Source organism: Streptomyces tyrfis, assembly GCF_037034285.1.
Taxonomy (GTDB): domain Bacteria; phylum Actinomycetota; class Actinomycetes; order Streptomycetales; family Streptomycetaceae; genus Streptomyces.
In genome coordinates this window covers 68,174-86,700 of sequence record NZ_JBAGJZ010000029.1, presented here as the reverse complement: position 1 = coordinate 86,700, position 18,527 = coordinate 68,174, and the positions used below count along the sequence as shown (strand labels likewise).

Below are 18,527 nucleotides of genomic sequence, written 5' to 3'. Positions count from 1 at the left end.
GGAGACCCTTGGGCCTGGACCGTTCCTTCGCACTCGACCGCAGGGCCGAGCAGATCGACGCTCTGGCAGCCAAACGGAAGAAAGTGATCGCCTCCGACCAGATGGTCGAGGGGCACTACCCGGTCTTCGCCGACCGGGCCCACGGGGCCCACTTCTGGGACGTGGACGGCAACAGGTATCTCGACTTCTTCCTGTCCTACGGCACGGTCATCCTCGGCCACGCCGATCCGGACGTGGACGAGGCCGTGGTGCGCGAGATCCGACGCGGTTTCGCGACCGGGCTGATGAAGCCCGTCCAGACGGAACTCATCGAGGAACTGCTCGACATCGTGCCGGGCGCGGAAATGGGCATGCTGCTCAAGACCGGATCGGATGCCACCGCTGCGGCCGTGCGCCTGTCCCGGGCCTTCACCAGCCGGGACCGGGTGGTGCGCTGGGGCTACAACGGCTGGCACGACTGGTGCGCCCAGTGGGACCGCGGCATCCCCGCCGTCAGCCGAGCGCTGGTGGACACGTTCACCTACAACGACCTGGACTCGCTGCGGGCGGTCTTCGAGCGTCACCGCGGGGAGATCGCCTGTCTGGTGATGATGCCGTTCATGGTCGAGCGGCCTGCCGAGGGGTTCCTGCAGGGCGTGCGGGAACTGACGCGCGAACACGGCATTCTGCTGGTCTTCGACGAGATCCGCTCGGCCTTCCGGCTCGCCCTCGGCGGCGCGCAGGAGTACTACGGAGTCACCGCCGATCTGGTGACGCTGAGCAAGGCGTTCGCCAACGGATACGCCATCTCGGCGCTGACCGGGCGGGCCGATGTGCTACGCACCCTGGACACGGTGCACATCTCGTCCACCTACTACGCCAATGCCGACGCCATGGCCGCCGCATTGGCCACGGTGCGCAAGCTGCGGTCGGGCGACCACCTCAAGCGGATCTGGCAGATGGGCGAGCGGCTGCAGGGCGGCCTGGGTGCGCTGGCCGAGGAGTTCGGGGCACCGGTCGACGTGGTGGGGCACCCGCCGATGCCGTTCCTGGACTTCCGCTTCGGCGACGAGGACCGCAACCAGCAGGCGAAGCGGTCCTTCTACGCGGCGACGATCCGCGAGGGCGTCTTCCTGCACCCGAACCACCACTGGTTCATCTCGGCGTCCACCACCGACGACGACGTCGACACGGCGGTCGGTGCGGCCCGGCGCGGCTTCGAGGCACTTGCGGAGGGCGGCTGGCTGCCGTCGCGCCGACGGACCGAGGACGGAGCGATATGACCGACCACGAGCGGGGCGCCGGGCCTGCGGGGGACGGCGGCGCGCCCGGTGCCGGACACGGTTTCGGGATGCTGCGCCCACGCGTACGCAGCGAGGCCCACTGGGCCGAGGAGCAGGAGGTGATCGGCCCCGGTCTGCAGGCCGTGATGCTGCTGTCCCGGTTGTGCGTGGCGGAGGCGGACGGCACCGAGATCGTGGACGTCGACGGCAACCGCGTCATCGACTTCCAGGGTGCGGGCGGTGTGAACTCCATCGGCCACGCCGAGCCGCGATTCACCACGGCCCTCGCCCAGGAACTGACGCGCGCCACCGCCGGGGCCTTCGGCAGTCCCGCCCGGCTCGACATGGTGCGGGTGCTGCGCGAGTTCCTGCCCGAGGACCTGGACACGATCCAGCTGTACAGCGGCGGCACGGAGGCGGTGGAGGCCGCGCTGCGCCTGGCGAAGTCCGTCACCGGAAAGCACGAATTCCTCTCCTTCTGGGGCGGGTTCCACGGCAAGACCATGGGCAGCCTGGCCCTGACCGCCGGCGCCCGCTCGGGTCTCGGGCCGCTCCCGCCCGGCTACTTCTCCGCCCCGTACGCCAACTGCTACCACTGCCCCTTCAAGTTGCGGGCGCCCGAATGCGGCTTCGCGTGTGTGGATCACGCCCGTGACGTGATCAAGGAGAACTCCACCGGGGCTCTCGCCGCGATCGTGGTGGAGCCCGTGCAGGGCAGGTCCGGCAACGTGGTGCCGCCCCGGGGCTACCTCGCGGCCCTGGGCGAGGTTGCCCGCGAGTTCGACGCGTTGCTGATCGCCGACGAGATGATGACCGGTTTCGGCCGCACCGGCGCCGCCTTCGCCTACCAGCACGAGGAGGTCCGCCCCGACGTGCTGACCGTCGGCAAGGGCATGGGCGGCGGCTACCCGGTCACCGGAGTCGTCGCCTCGGCAGAGACCATGGCGGCGGCCCCGTTCTCCGAGCCCAGTGCGAGTTCGTCCAGCTTCGGGGCGTTCCCCATGGCGTGCCGGGCGGTGGCCGCGACCACGAGCATCCTCACCGAGGACAAACTGGTCGACAACGCCGCCACCCGAGGCCGGGAGATGCTCGATCAGCTGGCCGATCTGACGGAACTCGCCCCACTGGTCGGCGACGTGCGCGGTGCGGGACTCGCTCTCGGCATCGAGCTGGTGGTGGACAAGCGGACCCGTGAGCCGGCGCCCAAGAGCCTGGTCCAACGCGTCTATCTGGAACTGCTGGAAGCAGGCGTCCTGGTGATGCTCGGCGGCAACACACTGCGGCTGTACCCGCCCCTCACCGTCGACCGCGCACAGGTGGAGACCGCCGTCGGCATCATCCGCGAGACCCTGATCGGCATGGAGGGCGAGGGGTGACCGTCGTGTTCGACACCGACCGCCTCACCGCCACGGCGGCGCACGCCGCGTCGGAGGCCGCGAAGGAACTGCTGCGCTGGCGCGGCGCCCGGCCCACCGTACGCACCAAGGAAGGCGACGCGCCGGTCAGCGACGCCGATCTGGCCGCCGAGCACCAGGCGCTGGCCATCCTGCGCATGTACACACCGGACTTCGGGATCGTCTCGGAGGAGTCCGATCCCGTCGCACCGGGGGACGGCCGGCCGACCTGGATCGTGGACCCGCTCGACGGCACGACCAACTACCTGCGCGGACTGCCCGACTACGCGGTCGCCCTGGCGCTGGTCGTGGAGGGTGTCACGCGGTTGTCCCTGATCCGGTTCCCCGAGTCCGGCACGGTGTTCCGGGCGGTGGCCGGGCAGGGCGCGTTCCGCGACGAGATGCCCCTGCGCATCGCGGACCGTCCGCCGGGCAGACCGCTGGCGGGAACCGGCTTCGGGACCGAAGGCGTGGTGCGCGGACGGCAGCGTTCGGTGGCCGACCGACTGCTCGACGCGGGTTTCGAGATACGCGAACCGGGCAGCGCCTCCACCGGGCTGTGCCGCGTGGCCTGCGGGGCGTACGACGGCTATCTGGAGTTCGGCATCGGGATCTGGGACACCGTGCCCGGTGCGCTGCTGATCACCGAAGCGGGCGGCGTGGTCACGGGATGGGGCGGTGACGCCTTCACGTCCCGCCACGACAACATCGTCGCGGCGTCGCGGACCGTCCACCGGGAACTGGTCGAGGCCGGGGGTTCCTGCCCGCCGGTGGCCTCGGGAGGAAAGGCATGAGCGTGAACGGCACACCCCTGACGCCGGTGCCGATCGGCCGGGACAGGTCCGTCTCGGTGGTCGTCGTCGGGTTCGGCACGGCGGGTGGCGCCCGGCTCAGCGGGTACGGATCCGTACCGGGCGTCGAGGTGGCGGCGGTCGTCGACCCGTCACCCGAGCGCCGGGCGCGGGCGGCAGGTCTCCTGCCCCACGGCCGGGTGTTCTCCTCACTGGACGAGGCGATGGCGACCGCCCCCGCGGTGGACGTCGTCGACGTGTGCACGCCGCCCGCCTTCCACGGCCCGCTCACCCGGACGGCGCTCTCGGCGGGCCGTCACGTGATCTGCGAGAAACCGGTCGCGGCGCGCGGCGCCGAGGCGCGCGAGCTGACGGAGCTGGCCCGCGCCCGGGGCCGGCTGCTCTTCCCGTCGCACAACTACGGGACATCACCCCTCATGCGGACGCTGCGCGAGGCGGTTGCCGGAAACCCCCGCACCGGGAACGGCAGCGTGGGGCGTCTGGAATCGGCCACCTTCCGCATCCTGCGCGACCGGCACGCACGCGGGGTCCCGGGATACTCCCCCGACTGGCGCCGGTCCCCCGAACTGGCCGGTGGGGGAATCCTGCTGGACCACGGGACGCATTGCGTCTACATGGCGCTGCGGCTGTTCGGCCGGGCCCCCGTGAAGCTGTCCTGCACCGTGGAACGGCCGGACGGCGATCCTGCGGCGGTGGACGAGGCCGCGCGGCTGCGTCTGGACTTCGGCGACGGCCGGTGCGACATCCTGCTGAGCTGGACGAGCGACGAGCGGTCCAACCACTACGCGGTCCGCGGCTCCGCCGGGTTGGTGCGCATCGACGACGGAGAGGTGACCGGTCGCACGGCGGGGAGCGAGTGGCGGCGGTCCCTCGTCTCGCCGAACAAGGACCAGGCGCACCTGGAGTGGTTCATGCCCATGTACGAGGACTTCCGGCGGGTGCTCTCGGATCCGGGACTGTGGGGCATGTGCGCGCGGGAGATCGTGGACACCGCGCGGGTCGTGGAGGCGGCCTACGCCTCGGCGGACGCGGGCGGTCGCGTGGTGGCGGTATGAGTCCGCCGGCCGCACCCTCCCGGTGGCGTGGCGGCCGCAAGGGTGCGGTGGAGGATCCGTGGACCCCACCGCACCCCTACGGTCCCCGCCGGGGCGACGCACCGGCGGGGACGGCCTGCCGGTGCGTGCGCGGATCAGCCGCCCGCGCCGATGGCACGGGCGAGCAGCGGACCCTCCTCGGACAGGTTGTCGAACGTGGTGGAGCGTTCGTGGGACGCGAAGTAGTGGCAGATCACCCGGTCGTCGATGGCGGGCAGCCATTCCAGGCGGCCGGAGCGGTACGGCTCTCCCAGGTTCCGCGTCCGCCCCCCGCCGAGCCGCCCTCCGAGCAGCGAGTACGACATCTGGGTGACGTAGCGCGGCGCGAAGCTGATCTCGCGGGGCAGCGCGCGCAGGGTGTGCTCCAGGAAGTCCGCGTCGAAGAAGGCGGCGGAGTCGACGGCGGCGAAGCCGCAGCACATGTACGGAACGTAGGGGGTGCCCGGCAGGTGGTCCGCTATCCAGTGCACGCCCTGGGGCTCCCACCCGAACTCGGGCGAATAGAGAAAGGCGGGACGCTCGTCCGATGCGGCCGTCGCCCAGTCGACGAGGGCGCGCGGACGGGACAGGAACACCACGTCGCTGTCCATGCTCACGACCGACGGCGCGCGGCTCAGCAGGTAGTAGTCGACGAGCTGGAGGATACGGACGTTGTTGCGGCGCACCGCGGCGAGCGTGGGGTGGTCCGCGAGCAGTTCCTCCACGCGCCGGTCCGCTTCGGCGCGCCCGAGGATCCGGGCGTCGGGCACGTGCCGGCGGAGCCGGGCCGTGTCGCGCGGGGTGAGCGTGCCGTCGTCGTGCACCACGGGCGTCACCTCGGGCCAGAAACGGGCCAGCGACTTGGCGGCGAAGAGGTAGAGCGGCACGTGGTCGGAGGAGACCAGGCTGTGCACCTCCACTCCGTGCTCGCCGGTGAATCGGGGGGGCTGCGTGGCCAGCAGCCGTCGGGTGAGGGCGAACACATCCTGCACGTCACCGGCACTGACGGCTCCGGACTGACTCATGCGGGTCTCCTTGACCGAAGGGCAAATGTGAACGAATACCATGATTATCATCAAATCGCCTTGCCCATAGAGGAGTTGGGACCGGACGACCGGAACTGGCTCTTCTTCACCCCGCACGAGGCGGACGTGGTCCGTGAGGCCATGGCGCTGCTCGTCCCGGGCCCCGCCGACGCGCCGGGCGAGCCCGGCCCCGGTGCACGCGAAGCGGACGCCGTCCGGTACGCCGACCAGCTGCTCGGCGCGTTCACCGTCGAGCCGCCCCTCGTGTACGCCTCCGGCCGCCCCGACGGCTCCTTCCTCCCCCTCACCCCCGCCCAGCGAAGGGGATGGCGCCGCCGGGTCTCGAAACTGCGCCGCACCTACCGCACGGGCGTGACGGTTCTGGACCGCCTGGCGAGGGGCGACTTCGCCTCCGCCCCGCCCGCATCGCGGCACCGGGCCCTGCGCGACGCCGAGGCGGCCGTCTTCCGCGACCAGCTCTTCGACCACGCCGTCGAGGGAACCTACGGTGCCCCCGTCTACCGGGGCCGGCCCGCCCCGGCGAGCCCCGTCCTGCTCGGTCTGCCGGCGCCCCGGGGCGCCGAGACGGCCACGGCGCCCGCCGGACCGCCACGGACGAACGCGCCCGAGGCGACGGACCGGCCCGCGGCCGTGGAGCCGTACGCCGGCGAGGGGCCCGATCCCGTCGCCGCCCTCGCTCAACACTTCGCCGGGGCCGCACGGCTGATCGCGTCGTCGGGGGGCTACGGTGGCTGAGCGCGCGGTGGTCGTGGGCAGCGGCCCGGGCGGATCGACGGCAGCGATGGTGCTCGCCGAAGCGGGCTGGGACGTCACCGTCCTGGAGCGCGGCCCCAACCACTTCGAGGACCTCTCGGCGCCGGCTCCGCGCCATGTCTTCTCCGCCGACGAGATCAAGGGCCCGGTCCGCGGCTTCGAATACCCGGACCCGCTCGCCGAGCCCCGCGTCTACCACGACCGGGCCTTCCCCGGGCAGCCCGTCACCGGGTTCGTCAACGCCCTGCCGGCGGCCGTCGGCGGCGGCTCGGTGCACTGGGACGCCAAGACGCCCCGGCTGTGGGACCTCGACTTCGCCAAGCATTCCGCGCTGGGCCCGCTGCCGGGCTGCGACATCGTGGACTGGCCGTTCGACTACGCGGAGATCGCTCCCTACTACGACGAGGCCGAGGCACTTCTGGGTGTGCAGGGCGACCGTGCCGCCCTGCCCGCGACGACCTTGCGCCACGCCCCGCGTTCCCGGGACTTCCCGATGCCGCCGGGGCCGGACCAGACGTCATCGGTGCGCGTGGCCGAAGCCGCGCGGACACTGGACCTGCACCCCTACCCGATGCCGATGGCCGCCAACTCCCGTCCCTACGACGAGCGGCCCGCCTGCACCGACTGCGGCGCGTGCTGCGGCTACGGCTGCCCCAACCTCTCCCGCGGCAGCGCCCTGACGGCGCTGCGCCGCGCGGTCCTGGCGGGCGCCGAGGTACTGCCGCTGGCAACGGCCGTGCAGGTGCGGCACACGGGACGCAGGGCACGCGCGGTGGTGTACGCGGATGCCGAGGGCGTCCGGACAGAACTGCCCGCCGACCGGGTGGTGCTCGCGGGGTCCGCGGTGGAGAGCTGCCGGCTGGCCCTGCTGTCGGAGCTGCCCGATCCGTCCGGGCTGCTGGGGCGCCACCTGATGTTCCATTGGTACTCGGTCGCCTACGGGCTGTTTCTCGGGGAGCGGGTGCGCAGCCCGAGGGGCCGGAACATCACCCACGCCCTGGACGACTTCGCCGACCCGGACTGCCCCGGCGCGCGCGAGGCCGCACGCGCGGCGGGACTGCCGTATCTGCGGGGTGGCGTGGTCGAACTCGGGGGCGGGCAGCCCGGCCCCGTTCAGGAGGGCCTTCTCTACCGGCGGCTCCTGCCGGAGCTGACGGACGTGCCCTACGGCCGGGCCTTCCAACGGCTGATGCGCGAGAGCCCCCTGCGGGACCGGTTGCTCGGGGTGCAGATGCACGGGGAGGACGTCTCCCAGCGGGAGAACCGCGTCGGCCTCGATCCGGTCGTCCGGGACTGGCTGGGGCTACCGGTGCCCCGCGTCTCGTGGGCCCCGCACGTCCACGAGACCGCGGCCCAGCGTTTCTACCTGCCGAGGCTGGCCGCGCTGCTGGAGGCAGCGGGCGCGGACGCGGTGGCCGCGGTGCCGGAGACGCGCTCGCGGGCCTTTCCCGGTGAACCCGGCACCGTGCCCGGCAACTTCCACACCCTCGGGGGGCTGCGGATGAGCCACGGCCCTCGCACGGGGGTGACCGACGGCGTGGGCCGGATGCACGCGCTGGACAACGTCTTCGTCGCCGACGGCGGCCTCTTCCCCACCTCCGGGGCGCACAACCCGACTCTGACGATCACCGCCACCGTGCTGCGCAACACCAGGAGGACGACGTGAGCGACACGACCGCCGAGGACATCCGTCCCTACGCCTTCGACCCCGCCGCCGCACTGGGCTGGAAGAACATCGGCCTGGACGGGCTGGGGTGCTTCATGCGCTCGGTCGAGGCCGTGCTGCTGCACCGGGGTTACGGCGCAGACGCGGTGGCACGCGGCCTCGCCGTACCGCTCGACCTGGTGCGGCGCGGAGAGTGGTACGGGCCGATGAGCGAATTCCCGGCGTGCGCGGTCCGTTGGCACCTGACCGGGGTCGGATCGGGCCGGAGCCACTGGCCCCGCGTCGCCGAACTGGTCGGTTCCGGGACACCGGTGGTGCTGATGCCGGACGGTCACCACTGGCCGGGCGACGACCACGAGGGCAAGGAGCACTACCACCACCACATGGTGCTTGCCCACCGGATCGACGACCGGGGGCTGCATGTCCTGGACACCGACGCACCGGCCGAGGACGGCCATCGGCGGGTCCTGCCCGTCACCGGCGCACTGCGCGAGGCGTGCACCCGGTACGCGGTCGTGGAGCGGATCGCGCCGCCGGACGCCCGGCGCCCCGAGGAGGCGGCCGCCGCACTGGTGCCGCCCTCCCTGGTCCCGCTCGGCGAGGACGTCGCCGAACTGCGCGCGTTCCACGGCGAGGTGTGGTCGGGGGCGCGCCTGCCCCTGCTGCTGGCGAAGGGGATGGACGTATGGGTGCTCGGGGACGTGCAGCCGCAGCTCTTCCTGTTGGGGCACGCCCTGGCCGGTGCCGAGGAGCCGCGCACCGTCGCGGTGTCCCGTGCGGCGCTCGCGGCTGCGGGCCGGGCCCAGAAGCTGGGCCTGCTGCTGCTGGGGCTGCACCGCTACCGCTCGGAGGGCGTCTACGCGATGGCCCATGAGGAGATCGCCACGCTGGCGAACGCGCTGGAGGCACTGCTGGAGGCGATGTGCCGGCACGCCGGGACCGAGCGCCCGTACGCCGAGGGGGACGGCACCCGTCTCGCACGGCGTCTGCGGGGCGAGGCCGAGTGGTGTTTCGGGGAGGGCGGGCGGCTGCCCGAGCTGTCCTTCGCCTGAGCCCACACGGGCGCGGGAAGCCGCCCGGAAAAACTTGAGAAAAACCGGAAAACCCTGCGGACAATCGCTCGGAATGGGCCTGCCCGCAGGGTCGGAAAACCATTCCCTGAATAGGGGAGAAAAATATCGACCGCAATTTTCGAAATATTTGACAGTCTTGATCGATGGTTTTAGCGTGTGGCCCGGATTTCGCGTAGCCGCACGGCAGGGCACGGCAAACAGAGGGGTGGGCTTGCAGATGAGCAGCGTAGACAGTCTCGGATCCACGGACCGCACGGAACTCTTCGACGAGGTGCGCACGATTCTCGTCGAACAGTGCGAGACCCCGCCGGAGGTCGCCGGAAAACTCACCGAGAACGACCCGATGAGCCGACTCGGGCTCGATTCCATCACGCTCGCCTATGTCTTCACCTACTTCGAGCAGAAGCACGATCTGACCTTCGAGAACGACGACATCGACCCCCTGCGCTACACCACGGTCGGCGAGTTGCTGGACGTCCTGGCCACGCGCATCTCCGAGGCCGCCGCGGAGGCCCGGTGACCGCAAAGGCCCTCGCCCCGTCCGGCGTCCTGCCGGAAGCCGGTACCCACGCGTCGGGCCCGGACGACCGGCTCCTCATGGACACCTTCATGTCGCAGTACCGGCTTCCGGCGGTCGCCGCCGCGGACCGTCTCGGTCTCTTCCCGACGCTCGCCCAGTCACCGGCCGACGCGGCCGGACTCGCCGCGTCACGCGGTCTGGACCAGGCCGGGACGGCGGTGGTGCTGGAATACCTCGCCGCCCTCGGATACCTGTCCGTGCACGGCGGCCGGTACCACCTGACCCCGGCCGCCCGCGCCTTCCTGCTCCCGGACGGCGGCCGCTACTGGGGGCCCATGCTCGGACTCGGCTGGGACGAACGCTGCGCCGCCGTACGCGGGCTGATCACCACCGGCTCCCCCCACGGCTACCGCGGCAAGGACATCTGGGAGACCCATGAACGCTCCCCCCACCACGGCGAGCAGTTCGCCCGTGCCATGCACGCGCACTCCGTCGGCCCGGCCGCGGCCCTGGCCGACCGTCTGGACCTGACGGACTGTGCCGCGCTGCTGGAGGTCGGGGGCGGCGTGGGGACCTTCGCGATGGCGCTGGCACGCCGCAATCCGCGTCTCACGGCCACTGTCCTGGACCTGCCCGTGGTGGAGCGCGAGGCGAACCGGCTGCTGGACCGGACGGACCTCGCCGGGCGGGTCCGCCTGCGCACCGGCGACATGTTCGCCGACCCATGGCCGGGCGGCCAGGACCGGGTGCTGTTCGCGGACGTGCTGAGCGACTGGGACGACGCACACTGCCGAGGTCTGCTGGAACGCGCTCGCGCGGCCCTGTCCGCCGACGGTCGGCTGCTCGTGCACCAGGTGCTGCCCGACGACGCGGCCCGCCGCTCCCCCACCGTCACGGGCTACTCGCTCGCCCTGGCGGTCATGACCGGCGGCCGGCTGCGCACATGTCCCGAACTCGTCGCGCTGCTCGACGGATCCGGCTTCACCGACTGCGTTGTCACGCCCGTCTACGGCCACTACTCCCTGCTCACCGCACGCCCCGCCTGACACCGGCCCGGCCCTGCCGGACCGAAGCCCACCGGACGTCCGCACCCGAACGGGAGACCACATGGACAGCCCGCCCCGCGTCACCGCCGTCATCACCAGCCGCGAGCGCTTCTCGTACGCCGAGGAGTCCCTCAAGAACTTCTTCGCCCACACCGATGTCCCCTGCCACGTCGTGTACGTCGACGTCAACTCCCCCAAGGAGCGCTGGGAACGACTGCGTCGACTGGGCGACGTGCACGGCTTCACCGCGGTGCGCGTGAACAAGTACGTCTCGCCGAACTGCGCCCGCAACATCGGACTGCGCTATGCCGAGGGCGAGTACGTGGTCTTCCTCGACAACGACGTGGAGTACACGGACAACTGGCTGGAGCCGCTGATCGCCTGCGCCGACGAGGAGAAGGCCGCGATGGTCGGCCCGCTCTACCTGCACGGACCGCTGGAGGAGCAGACGGTCCACATGGCCGGCGGCGACATGGAGTTCTCCGGTGTCTGGGGCACGCGCGAATTCACCCAGACCCAGCGGTACTTCATGAAGCACGTCTCGGAAGTACCCGCCGAGAAGATGCGCCGCCAGGCGTGCGACATCATCGAGTTCCACTGCGCGCTGGTGCGCCGCTCGGTCTTCAACCAGGTCGGCGGCATGGACGAGGGGCTGCTGACCACCCGCGAGCACCTCGACTTCAGCCAGCGGGTGCTGGACGCCGGCGGCACGGTGTGGTTCGAACCGAGCTCGGTGATCACCTACCGGATGCCGCCGCCCTTCGCGCTCGCCGACCTGCCGTACTTCATGCTGCGCTGGAGCGACGCGTGGACGGCCGAGACCCTCAAGCATTTCGCCACCAAGTACGGCATCAGGCCCAGTTACGTGGAGCGGGTCGTCAAGAACCGCAAGGGCCGGCAATGGCTGCTGTTCGAACAGATCAAGGAATACCTGCCCGACGCACTCGGCCCGGCCGGCACCAAGGCCGTCAAACGGGTCTTCCAGAAAGTGGAACCGGTCGGCAACCGCCTGCTGGTGGAACTCCTGACCTTCCGCGAGCCCCCGCTGCGCTGGCAGGTCCACCGGGGCGGCGAGAGCCTCGCCCCCGAGCCGGCCGCCGCGGGCGCCGCCCGGTGAACGCCCGTCCCCCGTCCGGGCCTCGCGTCGTGGTGGTGACCGGCATCCCCGGCAGCGGCAAGTCCACCGTGGGCACGCTGCTGGCACGCCGGTTCGACCCCTCCGTGCTGATCGAGGGCGACGTGCTGCGCCGCATGGTGGTCACCGGCCGTGCCGAAATGTCCCCCGACCCGTCGCCGCAGGCGCTGCGCCAGTACGAACTGCGCCTGCGTCACCTGGCCATGCTGACCCGTTCGTACGCCGCGGAGGGCTTCACCGTGATCGCCGAGGACAACCTGCTGGGCGAACACCTGGAACGGTTCATCGGCATGCTCGGCGACGTCCGCCCCTGCCATGTGGTGGTGCTGGCCCCGCGGCCGGAGACCGTCCTGTGCCGGGACGCGGGCCGCGCCCGCCAGGCGTACGACGGACAGGGCTGGGGGGCACGCGAACTGGACGAGGTGTTCCGCCGCGACACCGCGCGCATCGGCTTGTGGCTGGACACGACCGGCCAGAAGGAGGAGGAAACCGTCCGGGACATCCTGGACCGCCTCGACGAGAGCGCGCTGTCATGACCGGTGCGGCCCCCACCCCTTCGCCGCGCCCCGGGACGCGGGCGGACCCCGGCGCCACGGTCCCGGACGGCCGGGAGGTCTGCGTGTACCAGGCGCTGGTGACTCCCGAGGCCGTCCGCCGCTGCGCCGGGCTCCTCGACGCCGCCGAGCGCGAACGGGCCGGCCTGCTGGCGAAGCGGGCCGCCGCCCGGTTCACCGTGGCACGCGGACTGCTGCGCTCGGCGCTGTCCGGACGTCTCGGAGTACCGCCGGGGCGCGTCGCACTCGCGGCGCGCTGCCCGGCCTGCGGAGAAGCCGGCCACGGTCCGGTGCGGCTCGCCGGGACCGGCGGTGCGGAGTGGTCCGTGTCGATCGCGCACTCGGGGGTCCTGGCCGCGGTGGCGCTGGGGCGCGGGGCCGGGCCGGTGGGGGTGGACGTGGAGACCGCGGACCGCGCGGCGGAGGTCGAGACGCTGGCCCCCCGGCTGTTCGGCCCGGAGCAGAGCGGCCGGCTCACCCGGCTGTCCGCGTCGGTGCGGCAAGCCGTCCTGCTACGGGTCTGGACGAGCGCCGAGTCGTATGCGAAGGCCACCGGCACCGGACTCGGTCACGCACTGGCCCGTATGGGCGCGCGGGTCGACACCACGGGCCAGGTGACCGTGGCCGGCCCGGAGGAACTGGCGGGCTGGTCGGTGCGCACCGTCCCGGCCCACGCCCCGGGCTACGCCGCGGCCGTGACGGTCCGGCACGGCAGACGCGTGCACACGCACGCACGTACGGATCTGACGGCCGGCACGCCGATCGGCTGAGGCACCGCCCGCCTTCCGCCGGCACGGCGGTGGTGGTTGCGCACACGAGAGGACACAGATGCGGCACACCGACGACGGCCCGGCGGCACCCGCCGCCGCGCTGGAAGACCTGGTCCGCGAGCGGCTGGCCGAACGGGTCGGCAGGGATCTGGCCCGGAGCATCGCCCGGGAGGACAAGTTCTTCGAACTCGGCATCGACTCGCTGGACATCGTGACCGTGCTGGCCACGCTGGAGCGGGAGTGCGCCGTCGAGCGGATCGCCGACGGCGAGCTGTGGGACATCGCGGACTCGGTCGGCGCCCTCGTCCGCCACCTGTCCGAGCACGGCCGGCTTCCCGGGGAGGCCCGATGAGCGCCCCCTCCTCCGTCGTCGTGACCGGACTCGGGGTGCTCTCGCCCGGTGGCGCCGACGTCGACGCCCTGTGGCGGGCGTGCGCGGGCGGCGAGGTCGCCTTCCGGCCGGTGGAGCACTTCGACGTCTCCCGTACCGGCGCGCACCTGGTCGGCCTGGTGCCCGAGGACGCGACCGGACGTGGGGTCCCGCCGCCCGGGCACCCGGCCCGGCTGCCGTACCTGGTGCACCGGTCGACGCACGAGGCCCTGAACGACGCCGAGGCGCGCACCGGCCGGGGCCGCGTCGGCCGCACCGCCCTGGTGCTGGGCACCACCGACAGCGGCGGTTTCCCGTCCGCCGCCGCCTGGCGGGCGTGGCACGAGGGACGCGCTCCGGCCGCCGGGGCCGCCTGGAGCCCGTACGCCCCTCCCGCCTGGGACGGGCCGGTGGTGCAGGTGGGCAACGCCAGCGCCGCGGGCGCCATCGCTCTCGGGGTCGGCGCGGACCTGTTGCGCGACGGCCTCGCCGACCGGGTGCTGGTGTGCGGGGTGGACACCATCACGGAGACCGCCTTCCAGGGCCTGGCCTCGCTGCGCACGCTCAGCCCCGGCGGCTGCCGCCCGTTCGCCGCGCGCCGCTCCGGCATCCGGATCTCCGAGTGCGCCGCCACCGTCGTGCTGGAGCGCACTGCGGACCGACCGCTCGCCCACCTGCGCGGCTGGGGCAGCAGCAATGAGGCGAGCCAGGCCGCCCGGCCGGACTTCGAGGGGGTCGCCAAGGCGATGCGGCGGGCCCTGGCGGACGCCCGTACCCAGCCCGAGGAGATCGGATACGTGAACGCGCACGCCGCCGGCACCCGGCACGGGGACGTGGCGGAACTGCGCGCGCTGGCGGACGTGTTGGGCGACCGCCTCCCCCGCGTCCCCGTCGTCAGCAGCAAGGCGGCGCTCGGCCACTGCCAGGGCGCCGCAGGCACAGTGGAGGCCATCATGACCGTACTGACCCTGCTGCGCGGAGAGGTGCTGCCGACGCTCGGCCTGCAGGACCGCGACCCGCGCTGGGACCACCTGAACCTGGGGGACGAGCAGCCCGACCGGCCCCCGCGGGCGGCGCTCACCCTCTCGTGCGGCCTGGGCGGCTCCAACGTCGCGGTGGTGTTCGGCCGTGACGCGTGAGACCGCGCGGATCGCCGCGACCGCCGTGCGCCTGACCGAGCGGGAGTTCCCGCGCATGCCGAGCGAGACGGCCGACCTCCCCCGGATGCCACTCGCCGTGCGCGACGTGCTGGGCCCCGAGCTCCTCGCCACCGCACGGGAGGCGCTGGCCGCTGCGGGCATCGCCCCCGACGAGGCGCACGCACTGGGCTGTGTCACCGCCTCCCGCCGCGCCACCTCCGCCACCTCCGCGTACATCGCCGAGGTCCTGGACTCCCACGGACCCCGCTGGCTCGCTCCGGAGTGCTTCCTGCACTACTCGGCCCACTCGCTGACCGGGCGGCTGTGCATCGAGCTCGGCCTGGACGGCACCGCGGTCACCCTGACCGGAGCCTCCAGCGGGGTCGACGCCCTGGGGTACGGCGCCGCCATGATCGCGTCGGGCCGGCTGCGCCGGGTCCTGGTGGCCGCCGCGCACTGGCCGCCGCCCGAAGATCCTCGGGACACCGGACCGGTACGCCTGCGCACCGCCGCCGTGGTGCTGAACGGTGCCGGCGGCTGGGGGGACGTCGGCGGCTGGCGCCCGGGCGGCAGCCACCCCGCCGTGCGGGACGCGAACGACGCGAACCACGAGCGGACCGACCCCAGCGAGGCGTTCGCCGCCCTGGCCGACTGGCACCGCCGACGTCCCGCCAAGCCTGCCGAGCTTCGCGGGGGCGGCTCGCTCCTCGTGCTCCGCCCGGGAGGCACCGCATGAGCGCGGTCGTGCCTCACGACACCCTGCCGGGCCTGCTCGCGGCACGGGCCGCGGCCACGCCTGCGCGGCCCGCGGTGGAGCACCGGGGCACCACCGTCACATGGGCCGGGCTCGCCGACCGGGTGCGGCGTGCCAGGGCCCGGCTGCGCCGGGGCGGTCAGACGCCCGGGGCCCGGATCGGGATACTGGCGCGCAATGATCCCGACACGCTCGTCGCGCTGCTGGCGGCGACCGCCGAGGGACGAGAGGTCGTCCTGAACGACGGCCGGGCGACAGCCGCCGAACAGGACCAGGTGGCGGCGCTGGCCGGGCTGGCCGGATGGCACACGCCGTCGGCCGCCGACCACGCGGACGACCCCGTCGGCGCCGAAGCCACCGCGTCCGGCGGGCCGGCACCGGCTCCCCACCTGGGCCTGGTGACCTCGGGCACCGGCGGACTGCCGAAAGTGGTGCGCAAGCGGTGGCACACGGCCCTCACGAACGCGGCGGACTTCGCCGCGCTCGCCGGCTACCGCGAGGGCGACCGCCTCCTGTGCACGACCCCCGTGCACCACGCCTACGCGTTCGGCGTGGCCGTGCTGCCGGCGCTGGTCACCGGCTGCACCCTGGTGCTGGCCCCGCATCCGGCCGCGCCCATGGCACTGGCCCGGCTCCTCCGTGACAGCCGCGCCACCGTGGTGCAGAGCGTTCCGTTCCTCTACCGGGCCGTGCTCGACAGCGGCGAGCCGCCCGCACCGTCCGCCCTGCGGATCTGCGTCAGCGCCGGCGAGCCGCTGCCCTGCGCGCTGGCGGAGGACTGGCACGCCGCCACCGGCGTGCCGTTGCGCGACCAATACGGATCCACCGAATTCGGCCAGATCGCGTACACCACCGGTGTCCCGGGCGCACCGCTGCGCCTGCTGCCCGGTGTCACGGCCCGCCTGCGCGCCGCGGACGGCACGTGGCTCGCCGCGCCGGGCCCGGACGTCTCGGGAGAGCTGCACCTGCGCCAGGCCGGTGCCGGTCCCGTCACCTACTGGGGACTGCCCGAACTGACCGACGCTTCCCTCGTCGACGGCTGGTTCCGCACCGGTGACACCGGGCGGCTTCCCTCCCCCGGGTATGTCGTCGTGGAGGGCCGCACCACGCGGCGCATCTCGGTCGCGGGCCGCAAGGTCGACCCCGACGAGGTCCAGCGGGCCGTCCTGCGGGTGCCCGGCGTCCGCGAGTGCTGGGTCGCCGCGCCGCCCGAGGGCAGCGCCGGACACGGCGACCGGTTCGCGGCCTTCGTCGCCGTCGAGGAGGGGGTCACCGAGTCCGGCCTGCGCCGGCACGTGGCGCGCGCCCTCTCCTCGTACAAGGTCCCCACCCGTTTCCACCTGCGGGAGGCGCTGCCCCGGACCGGGACGGGAAAGGTGCACGCCGCCCGGCTGTGGCAGGAGGCCGTACAGGCCCGTGGACAGGAGGGCGCCCCGTGACGACCACCGTGCTCGACGCCGTGTCCCAGGGCCGGTACGCACTGCTCCTGCCCGGTGCGGGATCGCAGCTCCCCTCCATGGCACGGCGGCTGTGCCGTTCCTTCGACTGCGCGCGGGACGTGCTGGAGAGGGCGGCGAAGGCCACCGGGCTCGACCTCGTCCGCCTCTGCCGGGAGGGCAAACCCGCCGAACTCGCCACGGCGGAGATATCCCACCCCGCGATCGTCGCCACCGCGCTGGCGGCGACGGCCGCGCTTCGTCGGCATCTGGGCGAGTGGTGGGCGCCGCCGGCCGTCGTCGGTGGCCACAGCCTGGGACACTTCGCCGCCCTCGTCGAGGCCGGTGCCCTGGACTTCGACGACGCCCTGCGCCTGGTGGCCCGGCGGGCGCGGCTCATGGGTGAGCAGACGCGGGCGCGGCCCGCGCTGATGGCGTCCTTGGCAGGGGTGTCGCCCGAGCAGGTCACCGAGTGGTGCGCCGCGTGCCCTCCGGAGCACGGCGTGGTGGTGCCGGCCTGCTTCAACGGTCCGCAGCAGACCGTGGTGTCCGGTGACGCGGCCGCCGTGCGCTGGGTCGGCGGTCGTGCCGGGGCGGAGGACGGCGCGCGGGTGAAGGAGCTGTCCGCCGGTGTGGCGTCGCACTCCCCGCTGATGGAACCCGTCCAGCAGGCGCTGCGGCCCGAGCTGGCCGCGGTGCCGCTGTCACCGCCGGCCGTTTCGCTCCTGCTCAACAGCACCGGACGGATCACCCGGGAGGTGGGCGCCCTGCGTACGGACCTCCTGGAACAGCTCGCCGTTCCGGTGCGGTGGAACGACGCCATGCGCGCCCTCGTCGCCTCTGGCGTCGCCACCGTCCTGGACTCCGGCCCCGGCCAGGTCCTGGCACGGGCCGCCGCCCTGCACCCGGAGCTCGCCCCGGTCGCGCTGAACTTCATGCATCCGCTCGAGAAGGCGGTGCCCCTGCCGTGACCGGAGATGACCGCACGTCGGGCCGCTCCGCCCTGGTGTTCGGCGGAAGCCGGGGCATCGGCCTGGCCGTCGCGCGCGCCCTGGCGGACCAGGGTCACCGGGTGACCGTCGCCGCCCGCGGTGTGACCACGGGCGGGGCGGGACCCGCGGGTTTTCCGGCGGTGCGTTGCGACGTGACCGACGCCGGCCAGGTGGACGCCGCCTTCGCCCGCACGGAGGCCCGCCAGGGGCCTGTGGAGATCGTCGTCGCGAGCGTCGGCGTCCGCGGCGACGGGCTGCTCCAGCGCACCAGCGAGACGGCCTTCCGGCAGGTGACCGACGCCAACCTCACCGGGTCCTGGCGGATCGCGCGGCGGGCGGTGTCCGCCATGACCGAGCGCGAGTGGGGCCGGCTCGTGTTCGTCTCGTCCGTCGCAGCGGTGCTCGGCACGACCGGGCAGGCCGCCTACGCGGCGGCCAAGGCCGGTCTGATCGGGCTGTCCCGCAGCGCCGCACGGGAGCTGGGTCCCCACGGTGTCACCTGCAACGTGGTCCTGCCCGGGTTCGTCGACACGGCGCTCACCTCGGACCTCCCGCCGCGCCGGCGCGCCGCGATCCTGGCCGCCACTCCACTCGGCCGGGCCGGACGCCCCGAGGAGATCGCCGCCGTCGTGGCCTTCCTGGCCTCCGAGCCGGCCGGTTACGTCACCGGCGCCGTCATCCCCGCCGACGGGGGACTGGCCATGGGTCACTGAGCCACCACCCGCCCCCTTC

The 18,527-nt window shown here is 73.2% G+C and carries 19 protein-coding genes; 18 read left to right on the top strand and 1 reads right to left on the bottom strand.

What is annotated here, in order from left to right; all coding sequences use genetic code 11:
• Positions 1–8: 8 nt before the first annotated feature.
• The 4 genes from WA762_RS22175 to WA762_RS22160 are packed head-to-tail and all read left to right on the top strand — an operon-like array spanning position 9 to position 4,523.
• Positions 9–1,262: an aspartate aminotransferase family protein gene (locus WA762_RS22175; RefSeq protein ID WP_335937759.1), complete on the top strand. Its 1,254-nt coding sequence runs from the start codon at positions 9–11 to the stop codon at positions 1,260–1,262.
• Positions 1,259–2,638: an aspartate aminotransferase family protein gene (locus WA762_RS22170; RefSeq protein WP_335937758.1), complete on the top strand. Its 1,380-nt coding sequence runs from the start codon at positions 1,259–1,261 to the stop codon at positions 2,636–2,638. The genes WA762_RS22175 and WA762_RS22170 overlap by 4 nt, the downstream gene beginning before the upstream one ends.
• Complete coding sequence (locus WA762_RS22165) at positions 2,635–3,450, top strand: inositol monophosphatase family protein (protein WP_335937757.1); 816 nt, start codon at positions 2,635–2,637, stop codon at positions 3,448–3,450. Before WA762_RS22170 ends, WA762_RS22165 begins: the two co-directional genes overlap by 4 nt.
• A 2-nt stretch (positions 3,451–3,452) precedes the next feature.
• Positions 3,453–4,523: a Gfo/Idh/MocA family protein gene (locus WA762_RS22160; RefSeq protein WP_335937755.1), complete on the top strand. Its 1,071-nt coding sequence runs from the start codon at positions 3,453–3,455 to the stop codon at positions 4,521–4,523.
• A 134-nt stretch (positions 4,524–4,657) separates the two neighbouring features.
• Here the strand turns inward: WA762_RS22160 and WA762_RS22155 are convergent, their stop codons facing one another.
• Positions 4,658–5,566 (bottom strand): hypothetical protein, encoded by a 909-nt coding sequence (locus WA762_RS22155; RefSeq protein ID WP_335937753.1) that lies wholly within the window; start codon positions 5,564–5,566, stop codon positions 4,658–4,660.
• A gap of 60 nt (positions 5,567–5,626) precedes the next feature.
• Here WA762_RS22155 and WA762_RS22150 point away from each other — a divergent pair, with 60 nt between their 5' ends.
• The 14 genes from WA762_RS22150 (at position 5,627) to WA762_RS22085 (ending at position 18,508) form a co-directional block, all read left to right on the top strand.
• Positions 5,627–6,322 (top strand): hypothetical protein, encoded by a 696-nt coding sequence (locus WA762_RS22150; protein ID WP_335937751.1) that lies wholly within the window; start codon positions 5,627–5,629, stop codon positions 6,320–6,322.
• Positions 6,315–8,006: a GMC family oxidoreductase gene (locus tag WA762_RS22145; RefSeq protein WP_335937750.1), complete on the top strand. Its 1,692-nt coding sequence runs from the start codon at positions 6,315–6,317 to the stop codon at positions 8,004–8,006. Before WA762_RS22150 ends, WA762_RS22145 begins: the two co-directional genes overlap by 8 nt.
• Complete coding sequence (locus WA762_RS22140) at positions 8,003–9,058, top strand: hypothetical protein (RefSeq protein ID WP_335937748.1); 1,056 nt, start codon at positions 8,003–8,005, stop codon at positions 9,056–9,058. Before WA762_RS22145 ends, WA762_RS22140 begins: the two co-directional genes overlap by 4 nt.
• 238 nt (positions 9,059–9,296) lie before the next feature.
• On the top strand, positions 9,297–9,599 hold the full coding sequence (locus WA762_RS22135) for an acyl carrier protein (RefSeq protein ID WP_335937746.1): 303 nt from the start codon (positions 9,297–9,299) through the stop codon (positions 9,597–9,599).
• Entirely contained in the window at positions 9,596–10,645 is a 1,050-nt protein-coding gene (locus WA762_RS22130; RefSeq protein ID WP_335937744.1) for a methyltransferase, read from the top strand. Before WA762_RS22135 ends, WA762_RS22130 begins: the two co-directional genes overlap by 4 nt.
• A gap of 61 nt (positions 10,646–10,706) precedes the next feature.
• Positions 10,707–11,762 (top strand): glycosyltransferase family 2 protein, encoded by a 1,056-nt coding sequence (locus WA762_RS22125; RefSeq protein ID WP_335937742.1) that lies wholly within the window; start codon positions 10,707–10,709, stop codon positions 11,760–11,762.
• Between the two features lie 35 nt (positions 11,763–11,797).
• Positions 11,798–12,316 (top strand): AAA family ATPase, encoded by a 519-nt coding sequence (locus WA762_RS22120; RefSeq protein WP_335937740.1) that lies wholly within the window; start codon positions 11,798–11,800, stop codon positions 12,314–12,316.
• Positions 12,313–13,104 (top strand): 4'-phosphopantetheinyl transferase family protein, encoded by a 792-nt coding sequence (locus WA762_RS22115; RefSeq protein ID WP_335937737.1) that lies wholly within the window; start codon positions 12,313–12,315, stop codon positions 13,102–13,104. The genes WA762_RS22120 and WA762_RS22115 overlap by 4 nt, the downstream gene beginning before the upstream one ends.
• A gap of 58 nt (positions 13,105–13,162) precedes the next feature.
• Entirely contained in the window at positions 13,163–13,456 is a 294-nt protein-coding gene (locus WA762_RS22110) for an acyl carrier protein (RefSeq protein WP_335937735.1), read from the top strand.
• The gene (locus tag WA762_RS22105) at positions 13,453–14,613 is read left to right on the top strand and encodes a beta-ketoacyl-[acyl-carrier-protein] synthase family protein (RefSeq protein WP_335937734.1); all 1,161 of its coding nucleotides are present in this window, start codon (positions 13,453–13,455) and stop codon (positions 14,611–14,613) included. Before WA762_RS22110 ends, WA762_RS22105 begins: the two co-directional genes overlap by 4 nt.
• Positions 14,603–15,349 carry a beta-ketoacyl synthase N-terminal-like domain-containing protein gene (locus tag WA762_RS22100; RefSeq protein WP_335937733.1) on the top strand — a complete coding sequence of 249 codons (747 nt, stop codon included), beginning with the start codon at positions 14,603–14,605 and terminating at the stop codon, positions 15,347–15,349. The genes WA762_RS22105 and WA762_RS22100 overlap by 11 nt, the downstream gene beginning before the upstream one ends.
• Positions 15,346–16,806, top strand: a complete 1,461-nt coding sequence (locus tag WA762_RS22095; RefSeq protein WP_335937731.1) for a class I adenylate-forming enzyme family protein — start codon at positions 15,346–15,348, stop codon at positions 16,804–16,806. Before WA762_RS22100 ends, WA762_RS22095 begins: the two co-directional genes overlap by 4 nt.
• Positions 16,803–17,774, top strand: a complete 972-nt coding sequence (locus WA762_RS22090) for an ACP S-malonyltransferase (protein WP_335937729.1) — start codon at positions 16,803–16,805, stop codon at positions 17,772–17,774. Before WA762_RS22095 ends, WA762_RS22090 begins: the two co-directional genes overlap by 4 nt.
• The gene (locus WA762_RS22085) at positions 17,771–18,508 is read left to right on the top strand and encodes an SDR family oxidoreductase (protein ID WP_335937727.1); all 738 of its coding nucleotides are present in this window, start codon (positions 17,771–17,773) and stop codon (positions 18,506–18,508) included. Before WA762_RS22090 ends, WA762_RS22085 begins: the two co-directional genes overlap by 4 nt.
• Positions 18,509–18,527 lie beyond the last annotated feature (19 nt).

Bases quoted from the DNA above. Each gene is read 5' to 3' on its own strand.
- WA762_RS22170 (WP_335937758.1), top strand. From the start codon at position 1,259: ATGACCGACCACGAGCGGGGCGCCGGGCCTGCGGGGGACGGCGGCGCG.
- WA762_RS22155 (WP_335937753.1), bottom strand. From the start codon at position 5,566: ATGAGTCAGTCCGGAGCCGTCAGTGCCGGTGACGTGCAGGATGTGTTC.
- WA762_RS22135 (WP_335937746.1), top strand. From the start codon at position 9,297: ATGAGCAGCGTAGACAGTCTCGGATCCACGGACCGCACGGAACTCTTC.
- WA762_RS22125 (WP_335937742.1), top strand. From the start codon at position 10,707: ATGGACAGCCCGCCCCGCGTCACCGCCGTCATCACCAGCCGCGAGCGC.
- WA762_RS22115 (WP_335937737.1), top strand. From the start codon at position 12,313: ATGACCGGTGCGGCCCCCACCCCTTCGCCGCGCCCCGGGACGCGGGCG.
- WA762_RS22110 (WP_335937735.1), top strand. From the start codon at position 13,163: ATGCGGCACACCGACGACGGCCCGGCGGCACCCGCCGCCGCGCTGGAA.
- WA762_RS22105 (WP_335937734.1), top strand. From the start codon at position 13,453: ATGAGCGCCCCCTCCTCCGTCGTCGTGACCGGACTCGGGGTGCTCTCG.
- WA762_RS22095 (WP_335937731.1), top strand. From the start codon at position 15,346: ATGAGCGCGGTCGTGCCTCACGACACCCTGCCGGGCCTGCTCGCGGCA.